Consider the following 19,137-nt stretch of genomic DNA (forward strand, 5'->3'; position numbering starts at 1 on the left):
AAATGAGCCCCGAGCAACCTCGCCGGCCCTTCGTGGCGCGGACGATACGCACGCTTTCACCTTTCATCGTTCTGGCCTGGGTGGCGCTCACGCTCACCGTGACCTTTGCGGTTCCACCGTTGGAGCGGGTCGGCGAAGAGCACTCCGTACCGCTGGCCCCCCAAGACGCGCCATCGGTGCGGGCGATGATGGAGATGGGCAAGGCCTTCAAGGAATCCGATTCGGACAGCTTCGCCATGATCCTCCTGGAGGGCAAGCAACCACTCGGGGACGACGCCCACACGTATTACCGCGAACTGGTCCGCGAATTGCGGAACGACCCGCGGCATGTCGAACACGTGCAGGACATGTGGGGAGACCGACTCACGGCGGCGGGTGTGCAAAGCCCCGATGGCAAGGCTGCCTATGTGCAACTGAATCTGGCGGGCAACCAGGGCACCACCCTGGCACAGGAATCCGTGGCGTCGGTCCGGAAGATCATGAAGCAGACGCCGCCTCCCGACGGCGTCGAAGTGCATCTCACCGGCCCGGCGGCGCTCATTCCGGACATGCAGCGCAGCGGCGACGCATCGCTTCTGCAGATGGCCCTGATCGGCGCCGTGATCATCTTCGTCGTGCTGTTGATCGTCTACCGCTCGGTCACCACCGCGGTCCTGGTGTCGATCGGGGTCGGGATCGAAGTGGGCTCGGCCCGAGGAATCATCGCGTTTCTCGCCGACCACAACGTCGTCGTGCTCTCGACGTTCGCCATCAACCTCCTGGTGACGCTCTCGATGGCGGCCGGAACCGACTACGGGATCTTCTTCGTCGGCCGTTATCAGGAGGCCCGCCAGGCCGGCGAAGACACCGAATCGGCCTACTACACCACCTACCGCGGGGTTACTCCCGTCGTCTTGGGTTCCGGATTGACGATCGCCGGGGCGATGTTGTGCCTGAGTTTCACCCGGATGCCCATCTTCCAGACCATCGGCGTGCCCTGCGCCGTGGGCATGCTCGTCGCCGTCGCGATCGCGATCACGCTGGTTCCGGCCATCCTGGCCATCGGAAGTCGCTTCGGGCTGTGCGACCCCAAGCGCCAGATCGCACAACGCCGGTGGCGGGGGGTCGGCACGGCGATCGTCCGCTGGCCCGCGCCCATTCTCGCCGCGACGCTGGCGGTCGCGCTGATCGGGCTGGTGACCCTACCGGGCTACAAGACGAGCTACGACGACCGAGCCTATCTACCCCAGGACCTGCCAGCTAACCTGGGATTTGCGGCCGCCAATCGGCATTTCTCCCAATCACGAATGATGCCCGATATCTTGATGATCCGGACGGATCACGATATGCGCAACCCGGCCGATTTCCTCGTGCTGCACAAAGTCGCCAAGGCGATCTTCCGGGTTCCCGGGATTTCCCGCGTCCAGGGCATAACCCGGCCCGAGGGGACACCGATCGAGCACACGTCGATCCCGTTTCTGATCAACATGCAAAACGCGGTCATGCAACAGAACGTGACGTTCATCAGACGAAGCATGGACGACCTCCTCAAGCAGGCCGATCTGATGACCAGACAAATTGCGTTGATGAAGCGCCTCTACTCGTTGCAGGAACGGCTCACTGCGCTCGCTCACCACACCATCGTTCTGACTAAAGAAGTGGTTGAGATCGTCGATGAGACGGAGATCCATTTCTCCGATTTCGAGGACTTCTTCAGGCCGATTCGAAGTTACTTCTACTGGGAAAAGCACTGCTACGATATTCCCATTTGTTATTCGCTGAGAAGCATATTCGATTCGCTCGACGGTCTCGACGAGCTCGCCGACAAAACTCACCAGATCCTGAAGGACTCGGAGAAGATCGACGAGCTGCTGCCGCAGATCCTCGCGCAGATCCCGCCGATGATCGCGATCCTGGAGGCCACGCGTACCGTCCTGCTGACGAACCACAGCACCACGTCCGGCTTCTTGGGCGAGATGGACGACGCGAGCCAGAACACCACCGCGATGGGACAGGCGTTCGACGACGCCCACAACGATGATTCCTTCTATCTGCCTCCGGATGTCTTCCAGAACGAGGACTTCAAGCGCGCGATGACTTCCTTCGTCTCCCCGGACGGAAAGGCCGCGCGATTCATCATTTTGCATCGCGGCGATCCCGCGACGCCGGAAGGTATTGCGCGGATCGACCGGATCAGGTCGGCCGCCGAGGAAGCGCTCAAGACAACACCTTTGGAGGGTGCCAAGATCTCTCTCGCCGGCACCGCCGCGACCTACAAAGATTTCCGCGATGGCGCCAGATACGACCTGTGGATCGCGCTCGTCGGTGCGCTCTGCCTAATTTTCGTCATCATGCTCGCCCTCACGCGAAGTTTCGTGGCCGCCCTGGTCATCGTCGGGACGGTATTGCTTTCGTTGGGTGCATCTTTCGGGTTGTCGGTGCTCGCCTGGCAGTACATGCTCGGCATCAAATTGCACTGGATGGTGCTGCCGATGTCGGTGATCGTCCTGTTGGCCGTCGGATCGGACTACAACCTGCTTCTGGTATCGCGGATGAAAGAGGAAATCGCGGCCGGCATCCACACCGGCATCATCCGCGCCATGGGCGGAACCGGGAAAGTGGTGACGAACGCGGGCCTGGTGTTCGCCTTCACCATGGCCTCGATGGTGTTCAGCGATTTGCGCATCATCGGCCAGGTCGGCACCACCATCGGCCTGGGCTTGATGTTCGACACCTTGGTCGTGCGCTCGTTCATGACACCGTCCATCGCCGCGTTGCTCGGACGCTGGTTCTGGTGGCCGCAGACGGTGCGCCCGCGCCCGGCCAGTTTCATGCTTCGCTCCACGGGACCGCGTCCGCTGGTGCGGTCCCTGCTGCTCAAGGAGGACTTGCCCGCGAACGGCGAAGCGGCCACCGTCGAATTCCCGCGGCTGTCCGTCTAGGTCGAAATTCGTGCGTCAGCGGGTCTCGCGCCGTTGGCGATCCGGCGGCACAAATAGGCCGGGCCCGGTAGAGCACACCGCAGACAGGGCAACCCGAGAATCTTCGCTATCAACGCGTTCGAAACTATCAAGCACCGGGGATCGGAATCGACACACCCAGGTACTGCAGCAGCAATTGAATCGCACCGATCCCCAGGGCCAGGGACAAGTACGACAAGACCAATGCCTCGTACGGCACCAGGACGATCAGCTCGATTACACCCAAAATCTTTTGCACGACAGCGGTTAACGTGTTGTAGGCGCTTGTCATCTGATTGGAAATCGACGCGACGATGCCGTTGATGATATCGACATATGAGCCGCTACTCGGCACCAGCGAAGCAGCGCCGGCCGCCTCGGCCGCCGCATAAGAGCCCGCACCCGAAGTCAAATGCTGCACGAACTGAGCGTGAAATGCCGCCGCCTGCCCCGCCAGGTAGTGAAATTCCTGGCCCACTCCGGAGAAAAGCTGCGCTACGGCCGCCGATACCTCATCGGCGGCCGCGGGTGCCACCCCGACGGTCGAGGCCGCAGCCGCCATATGGGCCGCGTTGACCGACGAACCAATGGCAGCCACGTCCTTAGCCGCCGCCGCGATCAAATCCGGCGAAGCCATCACATATGACATATCAGTCCTTCCACCGGTCATCACCGACCCAGCGGCAAAGTGAAAGCATGACACCGGTCCGTCACGCCCACGAAAGACCTTAGCCCTTGTAGCAGGATTATGTGGGTGCTTTCGAAAAGATACCGAGGGCCTACAAATCGGCGGCACAGTGCACCGACGGCAATCCCACCGGTTCCGGGCGCCCGCTGTGGGCAGCCCAGAATAACCACCTGTACAACCAGCACCATAGGCACCATAAGCACCAGATTGGGCTCGGATTGATTGTCCGCAGACGGGTCCCGGGGAATGGTCGCACCGAGGGTTGCGAATCGACGTGCACACGCAACTGTCGTAAGACCGGCCACTTTCGGCCATGCCACCCAATGAGATGTTGCGGGTAATGGCTTCGGTGTTTACCGGGCGCGGCTACTTTTCAGTGTCACGATGCGCTCCGCCGGAATCTCAGCCGGCGTTGCGCAACACCGGCTGCGACATAGAGTGCGCGTCGACAACCGGCTTGCACTCAGCAAACAAATCGATAGCGGCAGCAATGGTTCGGTCGACGATGGAAGCGAATTCCTCGGAGGTGATGCCGTCACGGATCCACTCGGACCTGCGGGCCGAGACACCGACGCGCTGCGGGTCGGGGGAACCTTGCAGGATCGCGGTGACTCCGCGGTTTTGCCGGTTCCAGGTATCCGCCAGGCGCGTCAGCCGGGGACGGTCCGCGATCGGAAAAGCCCGCGCGGGAGTGATGCTGATGTTCAGCACGTCACCGAACGACGCGGAGACCTCGAGGCGGACATGCAGGCGGCCGGAACCCGTGTTGGCGGCACAGAAGTATTCGCCATCGTGGTCGCCCCGGAGGAAACGCAGCCCGCAGGTGTTCAGGTAGCGTTCGATGAGGTTGGCGCAGAGCAACTCGCTGGTCATGAGATAGATACTGGGCGCCCCTGCTTTGCGGACCCTTTGAGCCGAGCTAGCCAAAGCCCAAGAAGTTGTTGAGATTTCCCTGAGAGAGCGAGCCGGCGACGGCCCCACCCAGTACAACGCGCCTGGATCCGTCACGCGGCACGGCAGCGGGCCGTCACGGTTGAGACGGCCGGCGCTCAGGCGTTGACGACGAGCCGCGCGACCTCGACCATCGCGGACGTGATCCGCCCGATCTCGTCGGGCGTACAGATATACGGCGGCATGGCGTAGATCAGGTTGCGGAACGGGCGCAGCCACACGCCGCGGTCCATCGCCGCCGGGGTGGCGACGGCCAGGTCGACGGGCCGGTCGCATTCGATGACGCCGATCGCGCCGCACACGCGCACGTCGGCGACACCGGGCAGCGCCCGCGCGGGCTCGAGCCCGTCGGTCAGGCCGGAGCCGATCTCGGCGACCCGCGACCGCCAGTCCTGGCCCAGCAGCACCTCCACGCTGGCCACCGACACTGCACAGGCCAGCGCATTGGCCATGAACGTAGGCCCGTGCATCAGTGCACCCGCTTCCCCGGCGCTGATCGTGGCCGCGATGTCGCGGGTGCACAGGGTCGCGGCCATGCTCAGGTATCCCCCGGTCAGCGCCTTGCCCACGCACATGATGTCCGGGCTCACCCCGGCGTGGTCGGCGGCGAACAGCTCGCCGGTGCGGCCGAAGCCGGTGGCGATCTCGTCGAACACCAACAACACCTCGTGCTGCCGGCACATCGCGCGCAGGTCGGACAGATAGCGGGGGTCGTGAAAGCGCATCCCGCCCGCGCCCTGCACCACTGGCTCGACGACCACGGCCGCCAGTTCGTGAGCGTGTTCGGCCAGTTGTTCCTCGAACGCAGCGGCGTAGGCCGGGTCATAGTCGGGGGGCACCTGCGGGGCGAACACCTGCCGGGCCAGGATGTCGGTCCACAGCGCGTGCATGCCGCCCTCGGGGTCGCAGACGCTCATCGGCGTGAACGTGTCGCCGTGGTAGCCGCCCCGCCAGGTCATCAGCCGGCGTTTGCCGGGCCGCGCGCGGCTACGCCAGTACTGCAGCGCCATCTTCACCGCGACCTCGAGCGACACCGACCCCGAGTCGCTGAAGAAGACCGTCTCCAGACCCGCCGGAGTGACCTCGACCAGCAGCTGGGCCAGCCGGGCCGCGGGCTCGTGGGTCAGGCCGCCGAACATCACGTGGTTCAGCACGCCGAGTTGGCTGGTCAGCGCCGCGTCCAGGACCGGGTGGCCGTGCCCGTGGATGGCGGTCCACCAGGAGCTCATCGCGTCGAGAGCCTCGATCGGCCGCCCATCGCGGATCAACGTCAGCCAGGCACCGCGGGCGCCGACGGCCACGACGGGCGGCACGGCTTCCCGGCCGATCGTGCTGTACGGGTGCCACAGGTGCGCGGCGTCGATCGCGCTGATTTCGCCGGGGGTCAACCGGGCTCTCGCCGCAGGCATAGAGATGCAGCGTAAAGCAGTCCGGTCGCGCAATCCCCGGCCATCGGGAAGCATGGGAGGACATGGCCGCGCCGCATCAGCCCGAAGACCCCGGTCCGGGCGACCCCGCCCCGTCCGCACCGGTGGACTACGACCAGGAAGCACCTCGGGTGCTGCGGCTGCGGCTGGCCGCCTGGGACGTCGTCAGCACCGTCGCGCTGCTGATCCTGCTCTTCGTCCTGGCCACGGAGACGCGATGGCCAGCAAGGCTTTTCGGCTTCCTCGCCCATGTGTGCGAGGGGGACGAGTGCGGGATGGTGCCCTTTGGCCTCGATTTCTACATCCGTCCGCTGGTGTGGGGCGGGATCGGCGCGGCCGTTGCCGCGGCCGTCGTCGGCCCGGTGGTTTCGCTGTTGAAGGGCTGGTACATGTCCTTCTGGCCGGTGCTCTCGCTCGCGCTGCTCATGGTCGCCTCGGTGGTCGGCTTCATGCTCACGACCTTCAGCGAACGCTATTGGCTCTGAGCCCCGCCGCGGCCCCCGCGTGAGACCGAAATCACAACTGCGCATGGGGTTTTGGGCCGATGCCGTTACCTTCCGGTCACGTTCCGACAAATAATCCCCTGTGGGCCTCACCAGCTATTTTCCGATCGCGACTTCTGTTGTAGAAGTGTCTGTAGTGACTGGTGTGAATTCAGCCGGCTATCCGACCGAGTTCGTACCACCAACGTCATGCCGCGGCGTCGGACCACGACGAGGAGGACTTCGCGCGAGTCATGACATCGGGGCCGATGCGCGAAGTCACCGCGTCGAGGCCCACTAGAAAGTTCGGAGGGAAACCGAGATGAAGCGCCTCTACCTCTTCGCGGCGGGCCTGGCCATGCTGGTCGGCGCGTTGCTCGCGCCTGCCGTGGCAAGCGCCGACCCGATCGTGCGGCCGATGGACTATCAGCAGGCCACCGATGTCGTCATCATGCGCGGGCTGTCCCAGCGGGGCGTGCCGTACGCCTGGGGCGGCGGCGGCATCACCGGTCCGACCCGCGGCCGGGGAAGCGGCATCACCACCGTCGGCTTCGACGCCTCGGGCCTGATGCAGTATGCCTACGCGGGCGCCGGGATCCGGCTGCCGCGCTCCTCCGGCGAGATCTACAAGCTCGGCCAGAAGGTGCTGCCGCAGCAGGCCCGCCGGGGCGACATGCTCTTCTACGGCCCCGAGGGCACCCAGAGCGTGGCGATGTACCTGGGCAACGGGCAGATGCTCGAGGTCGGCGACGTCGTCCAGGTCTCGCCGGTGCGCAGCGCCGGTATGACGCCCTACCTGGTCCGGGTGCTCGGAACCCAGCAGGTTCCCGTCCAGCAGGCCCCCCTGCAGCAGGTGCCCACCCAGCAGGCGCCGCTGCAGCAGACGCCCGCCCAGCAGATGCCCACCCAGCAAGCGCCGGCGCAACAGGTGCCACTGCAACAGGCACCCGTCCAGCAGGCGCCGTTGCAGCAGCGGCCGGTCCAGCAGGCACCGCTGCAGCAAATGCCCGCACTGCAACTGCCGGCGCAGCAGGCGCCGTTGCAGCCCGCTCCCGCCGGCATCACGCGGTAACCGCCGCGGCACTACCCGACAGCCGCCACCTGCTCGATCACCGGCGATCATGACCGGAGAGCAGGTGGCGGTTTAGGTAAATTGGCTCCAGCCATGTTGAGCCTCTCGTCCCCGCCCCGCCCGCCGGCCACCGACCCGGAGCCGGTCAGCGGGGCTGGCGCGGCCAACTTCTATCGCCATGACCTCGACGGCCTGCGCGGCATCGCCATCGGGCTGGTCGCGATGTTCCACGTCTGGTTCGGCCGCGTCTCCGGCGGCGTCGACGTGTTCCTGGCGCTGTCCGGGTTCTTCTTCGGCGGCAAGATCCTGCGCGCCGCGCTCAACCCCGCCGCGCCGCTGTCGCCGGCGGCCGAGGCGATCCGGCTGATCCGGCGCCTGGTCCCGGCGCTGATCGTGGTGCTGGCTGGGTGCACCGTGCTGACGATCCTGGTGCAGCCCGAGACCCGCTGGGAGACGTTCGCCAACCAGAGCCTGGCCAGCCTGGGCTACTACCAGAACTGGGAACTGGCCAACACGGCCTCGGACTACCTGAAGGCGGGCGAGGCCGTCAGTCCGCTGCAGCACATCTGGTCGATGTCGGTGCAGGGCCAGTTCTACATCGCCTTCCTGCTGCTGATCGCCGGGTTCGCCTACCTGTGGCGCCGGTTCCGGGTGCCCGCGGCCCCACGACTGCGCTCCGGGTTCATCGTGCTGCTGGGTGCGCTCACCGTGGCCTCGTTCGTCTACGCGATCGTCGCCCACCAGGACAACCAGTCGACCGCGTATTACAACAGCTTCGCGCGGGGATGGGAGCTGCTGCTGGGCGCGCTCGCCGGTGCGCTGGTGCCCTACCTGCGCTGGCCGATGTGGCTGCGCACCACGGTCGCCTCGGTCGCGCTGGCGACGATCGTGTCCTGCGGTGCCCTCATCGACGGCGTCCGCGAGTTCCCCGGGCCCTGGACGCTGGTGCCCGTCGGCGCCACCATGCTGATGATCCTCGCTGGGGCCAACCTGCCGGGCGACCGCGGTGGCGGCCGCCGGCTGCCGCTGCCCAACCGCCTCCTGGCGACCGGGCCGCTGCTGGCGCTGGGCACCATGGCCTACTCGCTGTACCTGTGGCACTGGCCGCTGCTGATCTTCTGGCTGTCCTTCACCGGTCACCGGCAAGCCAACTTCCTCGAAGGGTCGGCGGTGCTGGCTGTGTCCGGCGTGCTGGCGTACCTGACCACCCGGCTCGTCGAGAACCCGCTGCGCTACCGCGGCCCCGCCGGTGCGACCACCGCGGGCCCCGCGCTCCCGTGGCAGGCCCGCCTGCGCCGGCCGACGATGGCGCTGGGGTCGGCGGTGGTGCTGCTCGGCGTCACGCTTACCGCGACGGCGTTCAGTTGGCGCGAGCACGTCACCGACCTGCGCGCCGCGGGCAAGGAACTCAGCGGGCTCAACGCCCGCGACTACCCCGGTGCCCGCGCCCTGACCACGCACGTGCGGGTGCCCACGCTGCGGATGCGGCCGACCGTGCTCGAGGTGCGGCACGACTACCCGGCCTCCACCCGTGACGGCTGCATCAGCAACTTCGTCAACCCGGCGGTGGTGAACTGCACCTACGGCGACGAGTCCGCCACCCGGACGATCGCGCTGGCGGGCGGGTCGCACGCCGAGCACTGGCTGCCCGCGCTCGACCAGCTGGGCCGCCTGCACCACTTCAAGGTGGTCACCTACCTGAAGATGGGCTGCCCGTTGTCGACCGAGGAAGTCCCGCTGATCATGGGCAACAACGCGGCATACCCGCAATGCCACGACTGGGTGCAGCGCACGATGGCCAAGCTGATCGCCGACCATCCGGACTACGTGTTCACCACCTCCACCCGGCCGTGGAACATCAAACCCGGCGACGTGATGCCGGCGACCTACATTGGGATCTGGCAGGCGTTCTCCGACAACAACATTCCGGTCTTGGCGATGCGCGACACGCCGTGGTTGGTCAAGGACGGCAAACCGTTCGACCCCGCGGACTGCCTGGCCAAGGGAGGCGACGCGGTGTCGTGCGGGATCAAGCGCTCCGACGTGCTGGCCGAGCGCAATCCGACCCTCGACTTCGTCGACCGGTTTCCCGTGCTCAAGCCGCTCGACATGTCCGACGCGGTGTGCCGGCAGGACATCTGCCGCGCGGTCGAGGGCAACGTGCTGATCTACCACGGGGCCCATCACCTGTCCCCCACCTACGTGCGCACCATGACCAATGAGCTGGGCCGCCAGATCGCCGACAGCACCGGGTGGTGGTAAGGGCCCCGACCGACCGACCGCGGATAAGGTTTTGTGATGCCGACGAACGATCGCGCTTCAGAAGCAGGCGCCGATGATTCCGAACAACCCAAACTCGCCACGGTCTGGCCGGGAACCCCCTATCCGTTGGGAGCCACCTACGACGGCGCCGGCACCAACTTCTCGGCGTTCTCCGAGGTCGCCGAGAAGATCGAACTGTGCCTGATCGACGACGACGGCATCACCGAGTCCCGGATCGCCTTGGAAGAAGTCGACGGGTTCGTCTGGCACGCCTACCTCCCGAACGTCGGCCCGGGCCAGCGCTACGGATTCCGGGTGCACGGGCCGTTCGACCCGGCGGCCGGGCACCGCTGCGACCCCAGCAAGTTGCTGCTCGACCCCTACGGCAAAGCCTTTCACGGCGATTTCGACTTCACCCAGGCGCTGTACTCCTACGACCTGAACGCCGTCGACCCCGAAGCCCCCGATTCGATTAGCGCCGACCCCGGCACTCCCCCGATGGTCGACTCGCTGGGCCACACCATGACCAGCGTGGTGATCAATCCGTTCTTCGACTGGGCATACGACCGCTCGCCCAACACCCCGTACAACGAGACGGTCATCTACGAGGCCCACGTCAAGGGCATGACGCGAACCCATCCCGGCGTGCCCGAGGAACTGCGTGGCACCTTCGCCGGGCTGGCCCACCCGGCGATCATCGACCACCTGCAGTCGCTCAACGTCACCGCGATCGAGCTTATGCCGGTGCACCAATTCATGCACGACGCGCGGCTGCTGGACCTGGGTCTGCGAAACTACTGGGGCTACAACACGTTCGGGTTCTTCGCCCCGCACAACGAGTATGCGGCCAACCGCAAAGCCAGCGTCCCGGAGTTCAAGGCCATGGTGCGGACGTTCCACGAGGCCGGCATCGAGGTCATCCTCGACGTGGTGTACAACCACACCGCCGAGGGCAATCACCTGGGCCCGACCATCAACTTCCGCGGCATCGACAACGCCGCCTACTACCGGCTTGTCGACACCGACCTGCGGTTGTACAAGGACTACACGGGTACCGGCAACAGCCTCAACGCCCGCCACCCGCATGTGCTGCAGCTGATCATGGACTCGTTGCGCTACTGGGTGATCGAGATGCACGTCGACGGGTTCCGCTTCGACCTGGCCGCCACCCTGGCTCGCGAGCTCCACGACGTCGACCGGCTGAGCGCGTTCTTCGACCTGGTGCAGCAGGATCCGATCGTCAGCCAGGTCAAATTGATCGCGGAGCCGTGGGACGTCGGCGAGGGCGGCTACCAGGTCGGCAACTTCCCTGGTTTGTGGACCGAGTGGAACGGGAAGTATCGCGATACTGTGCGTGACTACTGGCGGGGCGAGCCCGCAACCCTGGGCGAATTCGCGTCCCGGCTGACCGGGTCGTCGGACCTCTACGAGGCGACCGGCCGGCGCCCCAGCGCCAGCATCAACTTCGTCACCGCCCACGACGGTTTCACGCTGAGCGACCTGGTCTCCTACAACGAGAAACACAACCTGGCCAACGGCGAGGACAACCGGGACGGGGAAAGCCACAACCGCTCGTGGAACTGCGGCGTGGAGGGGCCCACCGACGACCCCGACGTCCGGGAGCTGCGTCGCCGCCAGATGCGCAACTTCTGGGCCACCCTGATGCTCAGCCAGGGCACGCCGATGATCGCCCACGGCGACGAGTTGGGCCGCAGCCAGAACGGCAACAACAACGTATACTGCCAGGACTCCGAATTATCTTGGATGGACTGGTCGTTGGCCGACAAGAACTCCGATCTGCTGGCGTTCGCGCGCAAGGTGACCACACTGCGCAAGCAACACCCGGTGTTTCGCCGGCGCAGGTTTTTCGAGGGCGAGCCGATCCGCACCGCCGACGAATTGCGCGACATCGCCTGGCTCACCCCCGACGGCCGGGAGATGACACACGAGGACTGGGGCAAAACCCTGCACAAGTGCGTGGCTGTTTTCCTCAACGGCGAGGCCATCACCGCACCCGACGCACGCGGAGAGCGGGTCGTCGATGACTCGTTTCTGTTGTGCTTCAACGCGGACGAACGAACGCTGGAGTTCGTCATGCCGCACGCCGACTACGCCCAGGAGTGGACGGTGGAACTGGACACCAACGATCCCGTCGGCGAGGCCGACCAGGTCGTCAACGCCGAGGAGAAGATCACTGTGCCGTCCCGCTCGCTGCTGGCACTTCGTAAGACGTTGTGACGCATGGCTTTACCGGTCCTGGCCACCTACCGCTTGCAGTTGCGTGGTGAATCGAGCGGGTTCGCGTTCACCTTCGCAGACGCCGAGAACCTCCTCGAGTACCTTGACGAGCTGGGCGTTTCGCATCTGTACCTGTCCCCGATCACGACGGCGGTCCGCGGCTCTAGTCACGGCTACGACGTCGCCGACCCGACGGCGGTCTCGCCCGAACTCGGCGGCCCCGAGGGGCTGGCACGACTGGCGGCGGCGGCCCGGGAGCGCGGGCTGGGCCTGATCGTCGACATCGTGCCCAACCACGTCGGCATCGACCAACCCGAGCAGAACCCGTGGTGGTGGGACGCGTTGCGGCACGGCCGCTCGTCGCCGTATGCGGCGTTCTTCGACATCGACTGGGACCTGGACCAGGACGGCCGGATCGTGTTGCCCGTCTTGGGTTCCGACGAGGACACCGCCGCGCTGCAGGTCGACGGCGACGTGCTGCGACTGGGTGACCTGGCGTTCCCGATCGCACCCGGCACCGCGGCGGGCACCGGCCCCGAGGTGCACGATCGTCAGCACTACCGGCTGGTCGGATGGCGCAACGGCGTCTGCGGATATCGGCGGTTCTTCTCGATCACCTCGCTGGCCGGACTGCGCCAGGAGGATCCCGCGGTGTTCGACGCCGGCCATGCCGAGGTCGCCCGCTGGTTCGCCGACGGACTCGTCGACGGCGTGCGGGTCGACCACCCGGACGGGTTGTCGGATCCCTGTGGCTACCTGACCCGGCTGCGCGCCCTCGTCGGCCCCGACGCCTGGATTGTCATCGAAAAGATTCTGGCTCCTGACGAGGCGCTCGAACCCACGCTGCCGGTGGCCGGCACCACCGGCTACGACGTGCTGCGCGAGGTGGGCGGGATCTTCGTCGACCCGGCGGGCGCCCCGGCGCTGACCGCGCTGGTCGAATCCGCGGGGGTGGACTACGAGGCGATGCCAGAGCTGCTGGCCGAGCTCAAGATCCGTTCGGCCACCGAAACTTTGGGCAGCGAGCTGCGCCGGCTGCGCCGCAGCGTCGTCGCCGTCGCCGGTGCCGATCATCCGCTGCTGCCCGACGCGGTGGCCGCCCTGCTCAGCCACATCGGCGTCTACCGTTCCGACTATCCGGGGCTGGCCGCGATCATGCCGACCGCGCTGGCCGAAACGCAGGCGGGCGCACCGCAGCTGGCCCCCGCGCTGGAGGTGCTGGCCGCCGCGCTGGCCCGCGGTGGCGAACCGGCCACCCGACTGCAGCAGCTGTGCGGAGCGGTGACAGCCAAGGCGAGCGAGGACTGCCTGTTCTACCGCGACGCCCGGCTGGTGTCGCTCAACGAGGTGGGTGGGGAACCTTCGCGGTTCGGTGTGGGCGCCGCGGAATTCCACCAGAGCGCCGCCACCCGCGCCCGGCTGTGGCCGCAGGCGATGACCACGCTGACCACCCACGACACCAAGCGCGGCGAGGACGTGCGCGCCCGCATCGGCGTGCTCTCGCAGGTGCCGTCGCTGTGGACCGAGTTCGTGTCCCGCTGGGAAGTTCAGGCGCCCTCCCCCGATGCGGCGACCGGACGCTTCCTGTGGCAGAACATCTTCGGGGTGTGGCCGCTCAACGGGGAGGTCACCGACGAGCTGCGGCAGCGGCTGCACGCCTACGCCGAGAAGGCGATCAGGGAGGCGTCGTTGCGCACCTCCTGGAACGACCCGGACGCCGAGTTTGAGGACGCGGTGCACCGCTGGCTGGAAACCGTGCTCGACGGCCCGGTCGCCGGACAGCTGACCGAGCTTGTCGCCCAACTGAACTCGCACGCCGCAAGCGACGCGCTTGGCCAGAAGCTGCTCGCGCTCACCGTGCCCGGCGTGCCCGACATCTACCAGGGCACCGAGTTGTGGGACGACAGCCTCGTCGACCCGGACAACCGCCGCCCGGTCGACTACGCCGCCCGCCGGGCCGCCCTGCAGGTGCTACAGCATCCCAAGCTGCGGGTGGTGACCACGGCGCTGCGGTTGCGTCGTGCCCATCCCGGGTGCTTCCTGCGCGGCGCCTACACGCCGGTGCTGGCCGACGGTGAGGCCGCCGAACACACCGTGGCGTTCCGCCGCGGCGAGGACATCGTGGTCGCGGTGACCCGCTGGACGGTGCGGTTGGCCGAGAAAGGTTGGGGCAACACCGTGCTGCCGCTTCCCAACGGGACCTGGAAGGACACGCTCACCGGGGCCATCGCCGCCGGACCGACCGCGGCCGCCCAGCTGTTCGCGGACCTGCCTGTCGTGCTGCTGGAGCGGCACCATGACTGAATTCCGCGTCTGGGCGCCCAAACCCGAGCTGGTCCGCCTCGACGTCGACGGCCGGGTGCACCCGATGACGCGCTCGGACGACGGCTGGTGGCACGGATGCGTCGACACGGCCCCGGACGCCCGCTACGGCTACCTGCTCGACGACGACACCACCGCGCTACCCGACCCGCGATCGCCGCGCCAGCCCGACGGGGTACACGAGCGCTCACAGTTGTGGGACCCCGCCCGGGCCGAGTGGACCGACTCCGGCTGGACCGGCCGGTCCGTGCAGGGTGCGGTGATCTACGAGCTGCACGTCGGCACCTTCACCGCCGCCGGTACCTTCGATGCGGCCATCGAACGCCTCGACTACCTGGTCGATCTCGGGATCGACTTCGTCGAGCTGATGCCCGTCAACTCCTTCGCCGGCACCCACGGCTGGGGCTACGACGGCGTGCTGTGGTACAGCGTGCACGAACCCTACGGCGGTCCCGACGGCCTGGTCCGGTTCGTCGACGCCTGCCACGCGCGGGGTCTGGGCGTGCTGATCGACGCGGTGTTCAACCACCTGGGCCCGTCGGGAAACTACCTGCCGCGCTTCGGCCCGTATCTGTCGTCGGGCAGCAACCCCTGGGGGGAGGGGATCAACATCGCCGACGCCGACTCCGACGAGGTGCGCCGCTACATCATCGGGTGCGCGCTGCGGTGGATGCGCGACTTCCACGCCGACGGGCTGCGGCTCGACGCCGTGCACGCGCTGGTCGACACCACCGCCATCCACATCCTCGAGGAGATGGCAGGAGAAACCGATTGGCTGTCAGAGCGGTTGGGCCGCCCACTGTCGCTGGTCGCCGAAAGCGACCTCAACGACCCGCGCCTGATCACCACCAGGGACCGCGGCGGGTACGGGATCACCGCGCAATGGTCCGACGACATCCATCACGCCATCCACACCGCGGTATCCGGCGAGAGGCAGGGCTACTACGCCGATTTCGGCTCGCTGGCCACGCTGGCGCAGACACTACGGCACGGTTACTTCCACGCCGCGACGTATTCGTCGTTCCGGCACCGCCGCCACGGTCGTCCGCTGGACACGACCACAGTGCCGGCCACCCGGCTGCTGGCCTACACCTGCACGCACGACCAGGTCGGCAACCGGGGCCTCGGGGATCGGCCGTCGCAGAACCTGACCGGTGGCCAACTTGCGGTCAAGGCGGCCCTTGTCCTCGGGTCTCCCTACACGGCAATGCTTTTCATGGGTGAAGAATGGGGCGCGTCGACCCCGTTCCAGTTCTTCAGCTCGCATCCCGAGCCGGAGCTGGCCGAGGCGACCCGGACGGGCCGCAGGGCCGAGTTCGCCGAGCACGGCTGGGACGCCGAGGACATCCCCGACCCGCAGGACCCGCAGACGTTCCAGCGCTCCAAACTCAACTGGGACGAAGTCGACTCCGGCGAACACGCCCGCCTGCACCGAGTGTATCGCGACCTGATCGCGTTGCGGCACAATGACCCCGACCTGACCGATCCCTGGCTTGACCACCTCGTCGTCGACTACGACGAGGACGAACACTGGATCGTGTTGCGACGCGGCCGGTTACGCATCGCGTGCAACCTGAGCGCCCAGCCGGTGGCGGTGCCGGTCACCGGCGAGGTGGTGTTGGCCTGGGGCGAACCGGCCGTCGATGCCGACCGCACCGTGCTCGAGGGCCATTCCTTCGCCGTCATCTCCACGGCCGAGCAGCCCTAGGCGCCGCCGCTACGAGGACTTGGCGTACCGGCGCACGACCTGGTTCTCCCCGAACGTGCTCGCGTGCTGCCGGCCGTGGTCGTCCTGTCCGAAGAACGTCCACTGCTTGGGACTCTTCTGCGGCTCGCCGATCATCTTCACCTTGAAGGGCAGATGACTGGGCTCGATCGTGCCGATGGTGTCGCCGACCCGGATCTGGGACGGATGGATCTCGGGTGCGTCCATCCAGTTTTGTACGGCCATGTCGTTCGTCCTTTCTCACCAAGAGTTGAGCGCGACGTTGCGCGTCGCCTGTCAAGAGGGAATTGGTCTCGCACTCCTGCCGGGCCCGTCTCCGCGATGCGTGGGATCTCTGTCAATCGGTCACGGCCGCTTCGGCAGGAGCGCCGCAGTCATCCGGCCAGCGCTGGCCACAGCGCGCGCTTGCGGTGCGGGCCGCCCGCACGATGTCTGCGCCGGTGCGGAATTCTTGGCTTTCGCGTTCCACGCGCGCTACGGGAAGGGCGGCCGCCTGCCGTAACACCATCGTCGCCAGAGCAGCCGAGGTTCTGCACGGCACCACCAGGACGTTGGCGCAAGCCCGGCTACCGACGACCACCATCAGCCGCTGGCGCCCGACAGCCCGGGCACCATCTCCGACCCGAAGGCGGTTCAGCGCGTCCAGGTCCGGGGAGCTTTCCAGCGATGACCAGTTGACGCTGATGTCGATGATCTCCCCCAGACGGGCGGACAACGCACCGACCAGCTCGGGCAACTCGGCCGCGATCGAGGAGGTGTGCGGCCACCACGCCCCGTCGATGGGCGAACCCAGTTCGGCGGCCAGGGCGAGCCGCACCGGGCTGGCCAGGCGCCGGCCACGCACGTCCCGATTCATGGTGCCGGGATCGTCGAGACTGGTGCGCGAGTAGACGCTGCCGCCAGCGGAGCCGCACGTGACGCCCGTTGATCCATCGACGATCCCTTCGCTTCCGGCTGCACCGGCATATAAACGTGAGGATCGACAGAGAACGTCAGTCGTAGACCACGATTTTCACGTCGGCTTAGGTAAAGCTCGGGGTCGACATTACACCTCACGCGGCAAAATCGCGTTGGTTGAGCTGTCGCGGCCACCGGCTGCCGCCCAGGGCGCGTGTCTGTGCGGCGACGCGCCGCACAGCGTGTATATCTGCGCACGCTCGCGCCCGGAAGCGACGGCTACAACAGGTAGCGGTACGCCGGTGAACCCGGCGCCAGTGGCTCGACGTGGATCTCGGTGGCCCGCATCCGGGCCAGCAGCCCGTCCAGGTCGGCGGCCGAGCCCAGTTCGATGCCCACCAGCGCCTCACCGGTCTCGCGGTTGTTGCGCTTGACGTACTCGAACAGGGTGATGTCGTCGTTGGGCCCGAGCACCTCGTCGAGAAAGCGGCGCAGCGCACCGGGTTCCTGCGGGAAGTCCACCAGGAAGTAGTGCTTGAGCCCGAGGTGGACCAGCGATCGCTCCAGCACCTCGCCGTAGCGCGAGACGTCGTTGTTGCCGCCCGAGATCAGGCACACCACAGTGGATCCGGGTTCGATGTCGGCTTCCAACAGCCCGGCAACCGCCAGCGCGCCCGCCGGCTCGGCGATGATGCCCTCGTTCTGATAGAGGTCCAGCATCGCAGTGCACACGGCCCCCTCGTCGACCGCCGTGATCGACACCATGTCACCGGCCGCGGCCAGCGCTGCGTAGGTCAGCGCACCCGCGCGCCGCACCGCGGCGCCGTCGACGAACTGGTCGACATGATCGAGCTCGACCGGCTCGCCGGCGGCCAGTGCGGCCATCATGGCCGCGGCCCCGGCCGGCTCGACGCCCAGCACCGCCGTGTTCGTCGTCCGCTCGGCCAGGTAGGTCGTGATGCCCGCGATGCATCCGCCACCGCCCACCGGGACCACCACGAGGTCGGGTTCCCCGCCGAGCTCGTCGAGTTGCGCGAGGAGTTCGACGGCGATCGTGCCCTGCCCGGCCATGGTCCGCGCGTCGTCGTACGGCGGCACCAGGGTGGCGCCGGTGCGGGCGACGTCGGCCAGCGCCGCCTCGGCGGCCAGGTCGTAGGTCGACCCGCCCACGATCAGCTCGATGAACTCACCGCCGTGGTAGCGGATCCGGTCGCGCTTCTGCTTGGGGGTCTTGGCGGGGACGTAGACGCGGCCGCGCACGCCCAGCCTCCGGCACGCATAGGCGAAGCCCTGCGCGTGGTTGCCGGCCGAGGAGCACACCACCCCGGCGGCCAGCTCCTCGTCGGAGAGCTGCACCAGCAAGTTGTAGGCGCCGCGGATCTTGTAGGACCGCACGATCTGCAGGTCTTCGCGCTTGAGATAGACCCGGGCGCCGGTGATCGCCGACAGCCGATCGCTGAGTTGCAGGGGCGTGGGCGTGACCACCGGGGCGATCCGCTTGGCCGCGCCGTCGACGTCAGCCGCGCACAGCGGTGACACGCTCGGGTTCTGGCTCAGTTCAGCGGACACCGATCAATGGTGCCATGACCGCAGACTGCAGGCGTCGGCCCTGTGGAAGTCAACCGACGGGTGTCAGCACGAACACGGGGATCTGGCGCTCGGTCTTCTTCTGGTAATCCGCGTAGTCCGGGTACGCCTCGACGGCGCGCTCCCACCACACGGCCTTTTCCTCGCCGAACACCTCACGGGCGTCGTAGTCGCGGGTGACGGACCCGTCCTGCAGCTCGACCCGCGGGTTCTTCTTGACGTTGTAGTACCAGACCGGGTTCTTCGGCGCCCCACCGAGCGACGCGACGCAGGCGTACTCGCCATTGTGCTCCACGCGCATCAGCGGCGTCTTGCGCAGCTTGCCCGTCTTGGCTCCGACGGTGGTCAGCAAGATGATGGGCATGCCCCGCAAATCGGCGGCTTCTTTCCCACCGGACTCGGCGAACTTCTCCGCTTGTTCGCGAGACCAATCCCAGGGCGACGGTTCGTACTCTCCGGTAAGTGGCATGCTCGTCATTTTACGGCCGTGACGCACCGGCCGACCCGCGGCAACGCCGGCATCCGTGCCCGCCGGCGCCGGACAGG

14 protein-coding genes are annotated in these 19,137 nt (G+C 67.1%); 7 read left to right on the forward strand and 7 right to left on the reverse strand.

Annotated features, from left to right (window positions below):
* The first annotated feature begins 2 nt into the window (after positions 1 to 2).
* Positions 3 to 2,921, forward strand: coding sequence for an MMPL/RND family transporter (locus tag AB8998_RS17485; RefSeq protein WP_369739016.1), 2,919 nt, complete (start codon positions 3 to 5; stop codon positions 2,919 to 2,921).
* A 127-nt stretch (positions 2,922 to 3,048) separates the two neighbouring features.
* On the opposite strand, the gene AB8998_RS17490 is transcribed toward AB8998_RS17485, so the two are convergent.
* The 3 genes from AB8998_RS17490 to AB8998_RS17500 form a co-directional block, all read right to left on the reverse strand.
* Positions 3,049 to 3,588, reverse strand: a complete 540-nt coding sequence (locus tag AB8998_RS17490) for a PE family protein (RefSeq protein WP_369739017.1) — start codon at positions 3,586 to 3,588, stop codon at positions 3,049 to 3,051.
* A 441-nt stretch (positions 3,589 to 4,029) separates the two neighbouring features.
* On the reverse strand, positions 4,030 to 4,500 hold the full coding sequence (locus AB8998_RS17495) for a YbjN domain-containing protein (RefSeq protein WP_369739018.1): 471 nt from the start codon (positions 4,498 to 4,500) through the stop codon (positions 4,030 to 4,032).
* Between the two features lie 176 nt (positions 4,501 to 4,676).
* Positions 4,677 to 5,987 (reverse strand): adenosylmethionine--8-amino-7-oxononanoate transaminase, encoded by a 1,311-nt coding sequence (locus AB8998_RS17500; RefSeq protein WP_369739019.1) that lies wholly within the window; start codon positions 5,985 to 5,987, stop codon positions 4,677 to 4,679.
* Positions 5,988 to 6,049: 62 nt separating this feature from the next.
* Between AB8998_RS17500 and AB8998_RS17505 the strand changes: the two genes are divergently transcribed.
* The 6 genes from AB8998_RS17505 to treZ all read left to right on the forward strand — a co-directional run bounded on the left by AB8998_RS17505 (position 6,050) and on the right by treZ (position 16,089).
* Positions 6,050 to 6,490: a hypothetical protein gene (locus tag AB8998_RS17505; protein WP_369739020.1), complete on the forward strand. Its 441-nt coding sequence runs from the start codon at positions 6,050 to 6,052 to the stop codon at positions 6,488 to 6,490.
* Between the two features lie 319 nt (positions 6,491 to 6,809).
* Entirely contained in the window at positions 6,810 to 7,559 is a 750-nt protein-coding gene (ripD, locus tag AB8998_RS17510; RefSeq protein WP_369739021.1) for an NlpC/P60 family peptidoglycan-binding protein RipD, read from the forward strand.
* Positions 7,560 to 7,652: 93 nt separating this feature from the next.
* Positions 7,653 to 9,821 carry an acyltransferase family protein gene (locus AB8998_RS17515; RefSeq protein WP_369739022.1) on the forward strand — a complete coding sequence of 723 codons (2,169 nt, stop codon included), beginning with the start codon at positions 7,653 to 7,655 and terminating at the stop codon, positions 9,819 to 9,821.
* A gap of 36 nt (positions 9,822 to 9,857) precedes the next feature.
* The gene (glgX, locus tag AB8998_RS17520; RefSeq protein WP_369739024.1) at positions 9,858 to 12,059 is read left to right on the forward strand and encodes a glycogen debranching protein GlgX; all 2,202 of its coding nucleotides are present in this window, start codon (positions 9,858 to 9,860) and stop codon (positions 12,057 to 12,059) included.
* A gap of 3 nt (positions 12,060 to 12,062) precedes the next feature.
* On the forward strand, positions 12,063 to 14,363 hold the full coding sequence (gene treY / locus AB8998_RS17525) for a malto-oligosyltrehalose synthase (RefSeq protein ID WP_369739026.1): 2,301 nt from the start codon (positions 12,063 to 12,065) through the stop codon (positions 14,361 to 14,363).
* On the forward strand, positions 14,356 to 16,089 hold the full coding sequence (gene treZ, locus AB8998_RS17530) for a malto-oligosyltrehalose trehalohydrolase (RefSeq protein ID WP_369739028.1): 1,734 nt from the start codon (positions 14,356 to 14,358) through the stop codon (positions 16,087 to 16,089). Before treY ends, treZ begins: the two co-directional genes overlap by 8 nt.
* A 9-nt stretch (positions 16,090 to 16,098) precedes the next feature.
* On the opposite strand, the gene AB8998_RS17535 is transcribed toward treZ, so the two are convergent.
* The 4 genes from AB8998_RS17535 to AB8998_RS17550 form a co-directional block, all read right to left on the reverse strand.
* Positions 16,099 to 16,332, reverse strand: a complete 234-nt coding sequence (locus AB8998_RS17535; protein WP_369739029.1) for a hypothetical protein — start codon at positions 16,330 to 16,332, stop codon at positions 16,099 to 16,101.
* Between the two features lie 112 nt (positions 16,333 to 16,444).
* Complete coding sequence (locus tag AB8998_RS17540; RefSeq protein WP_369741627.1) at positions 16,445 to 16,924, reverse strand: DUF5994 family protein; 480 nt, start codon at positions 16,922 to 16,924, stop codon at positions 16,445 to 16,447.
* A gap of 359 nt (positions 16,925 to 17,283) precedes the next feature.
* The gene (gene ilvA, locus AB8998_RS17545) at positions 17,284 to 18,573 is read right to left on the reverse strand and encodes a threonine ammonia-lyase (RefSeq protein ID WP_369739031.1); all 1,290 of its coding nucleotides are present in this window, start codon (positions 18,571 to 18,573) and stop codon (positions 17,284 to 17,286) included.
* Between the two features lie 49 nt (positions 18,574 to 18,622).
* A complete protein-coding gene (locus AB8998_RS17550) occupies positions 18,623 to 19,060 on the reverse strand; it encodes a nitroreductase family deazaflavin-dependent oxidoreductase (RefSeq protein ID WP_369739033.1) in 438 nt (145 codons plus the stop codon).
* Between the last annotated feature and the right edge of the window lie 77 nt (positions 19,061 to 19,137).

Source organism: Mycobacterium sp. HUMS_12744610, from assembly GCF_041206865.1.
Lineage (GTDB): Bacteria > Actinomycetota > Actinomycetes > Mycobacteriales > Mycobacteriaceae > Mycobacterium > Mycobacterium servetii.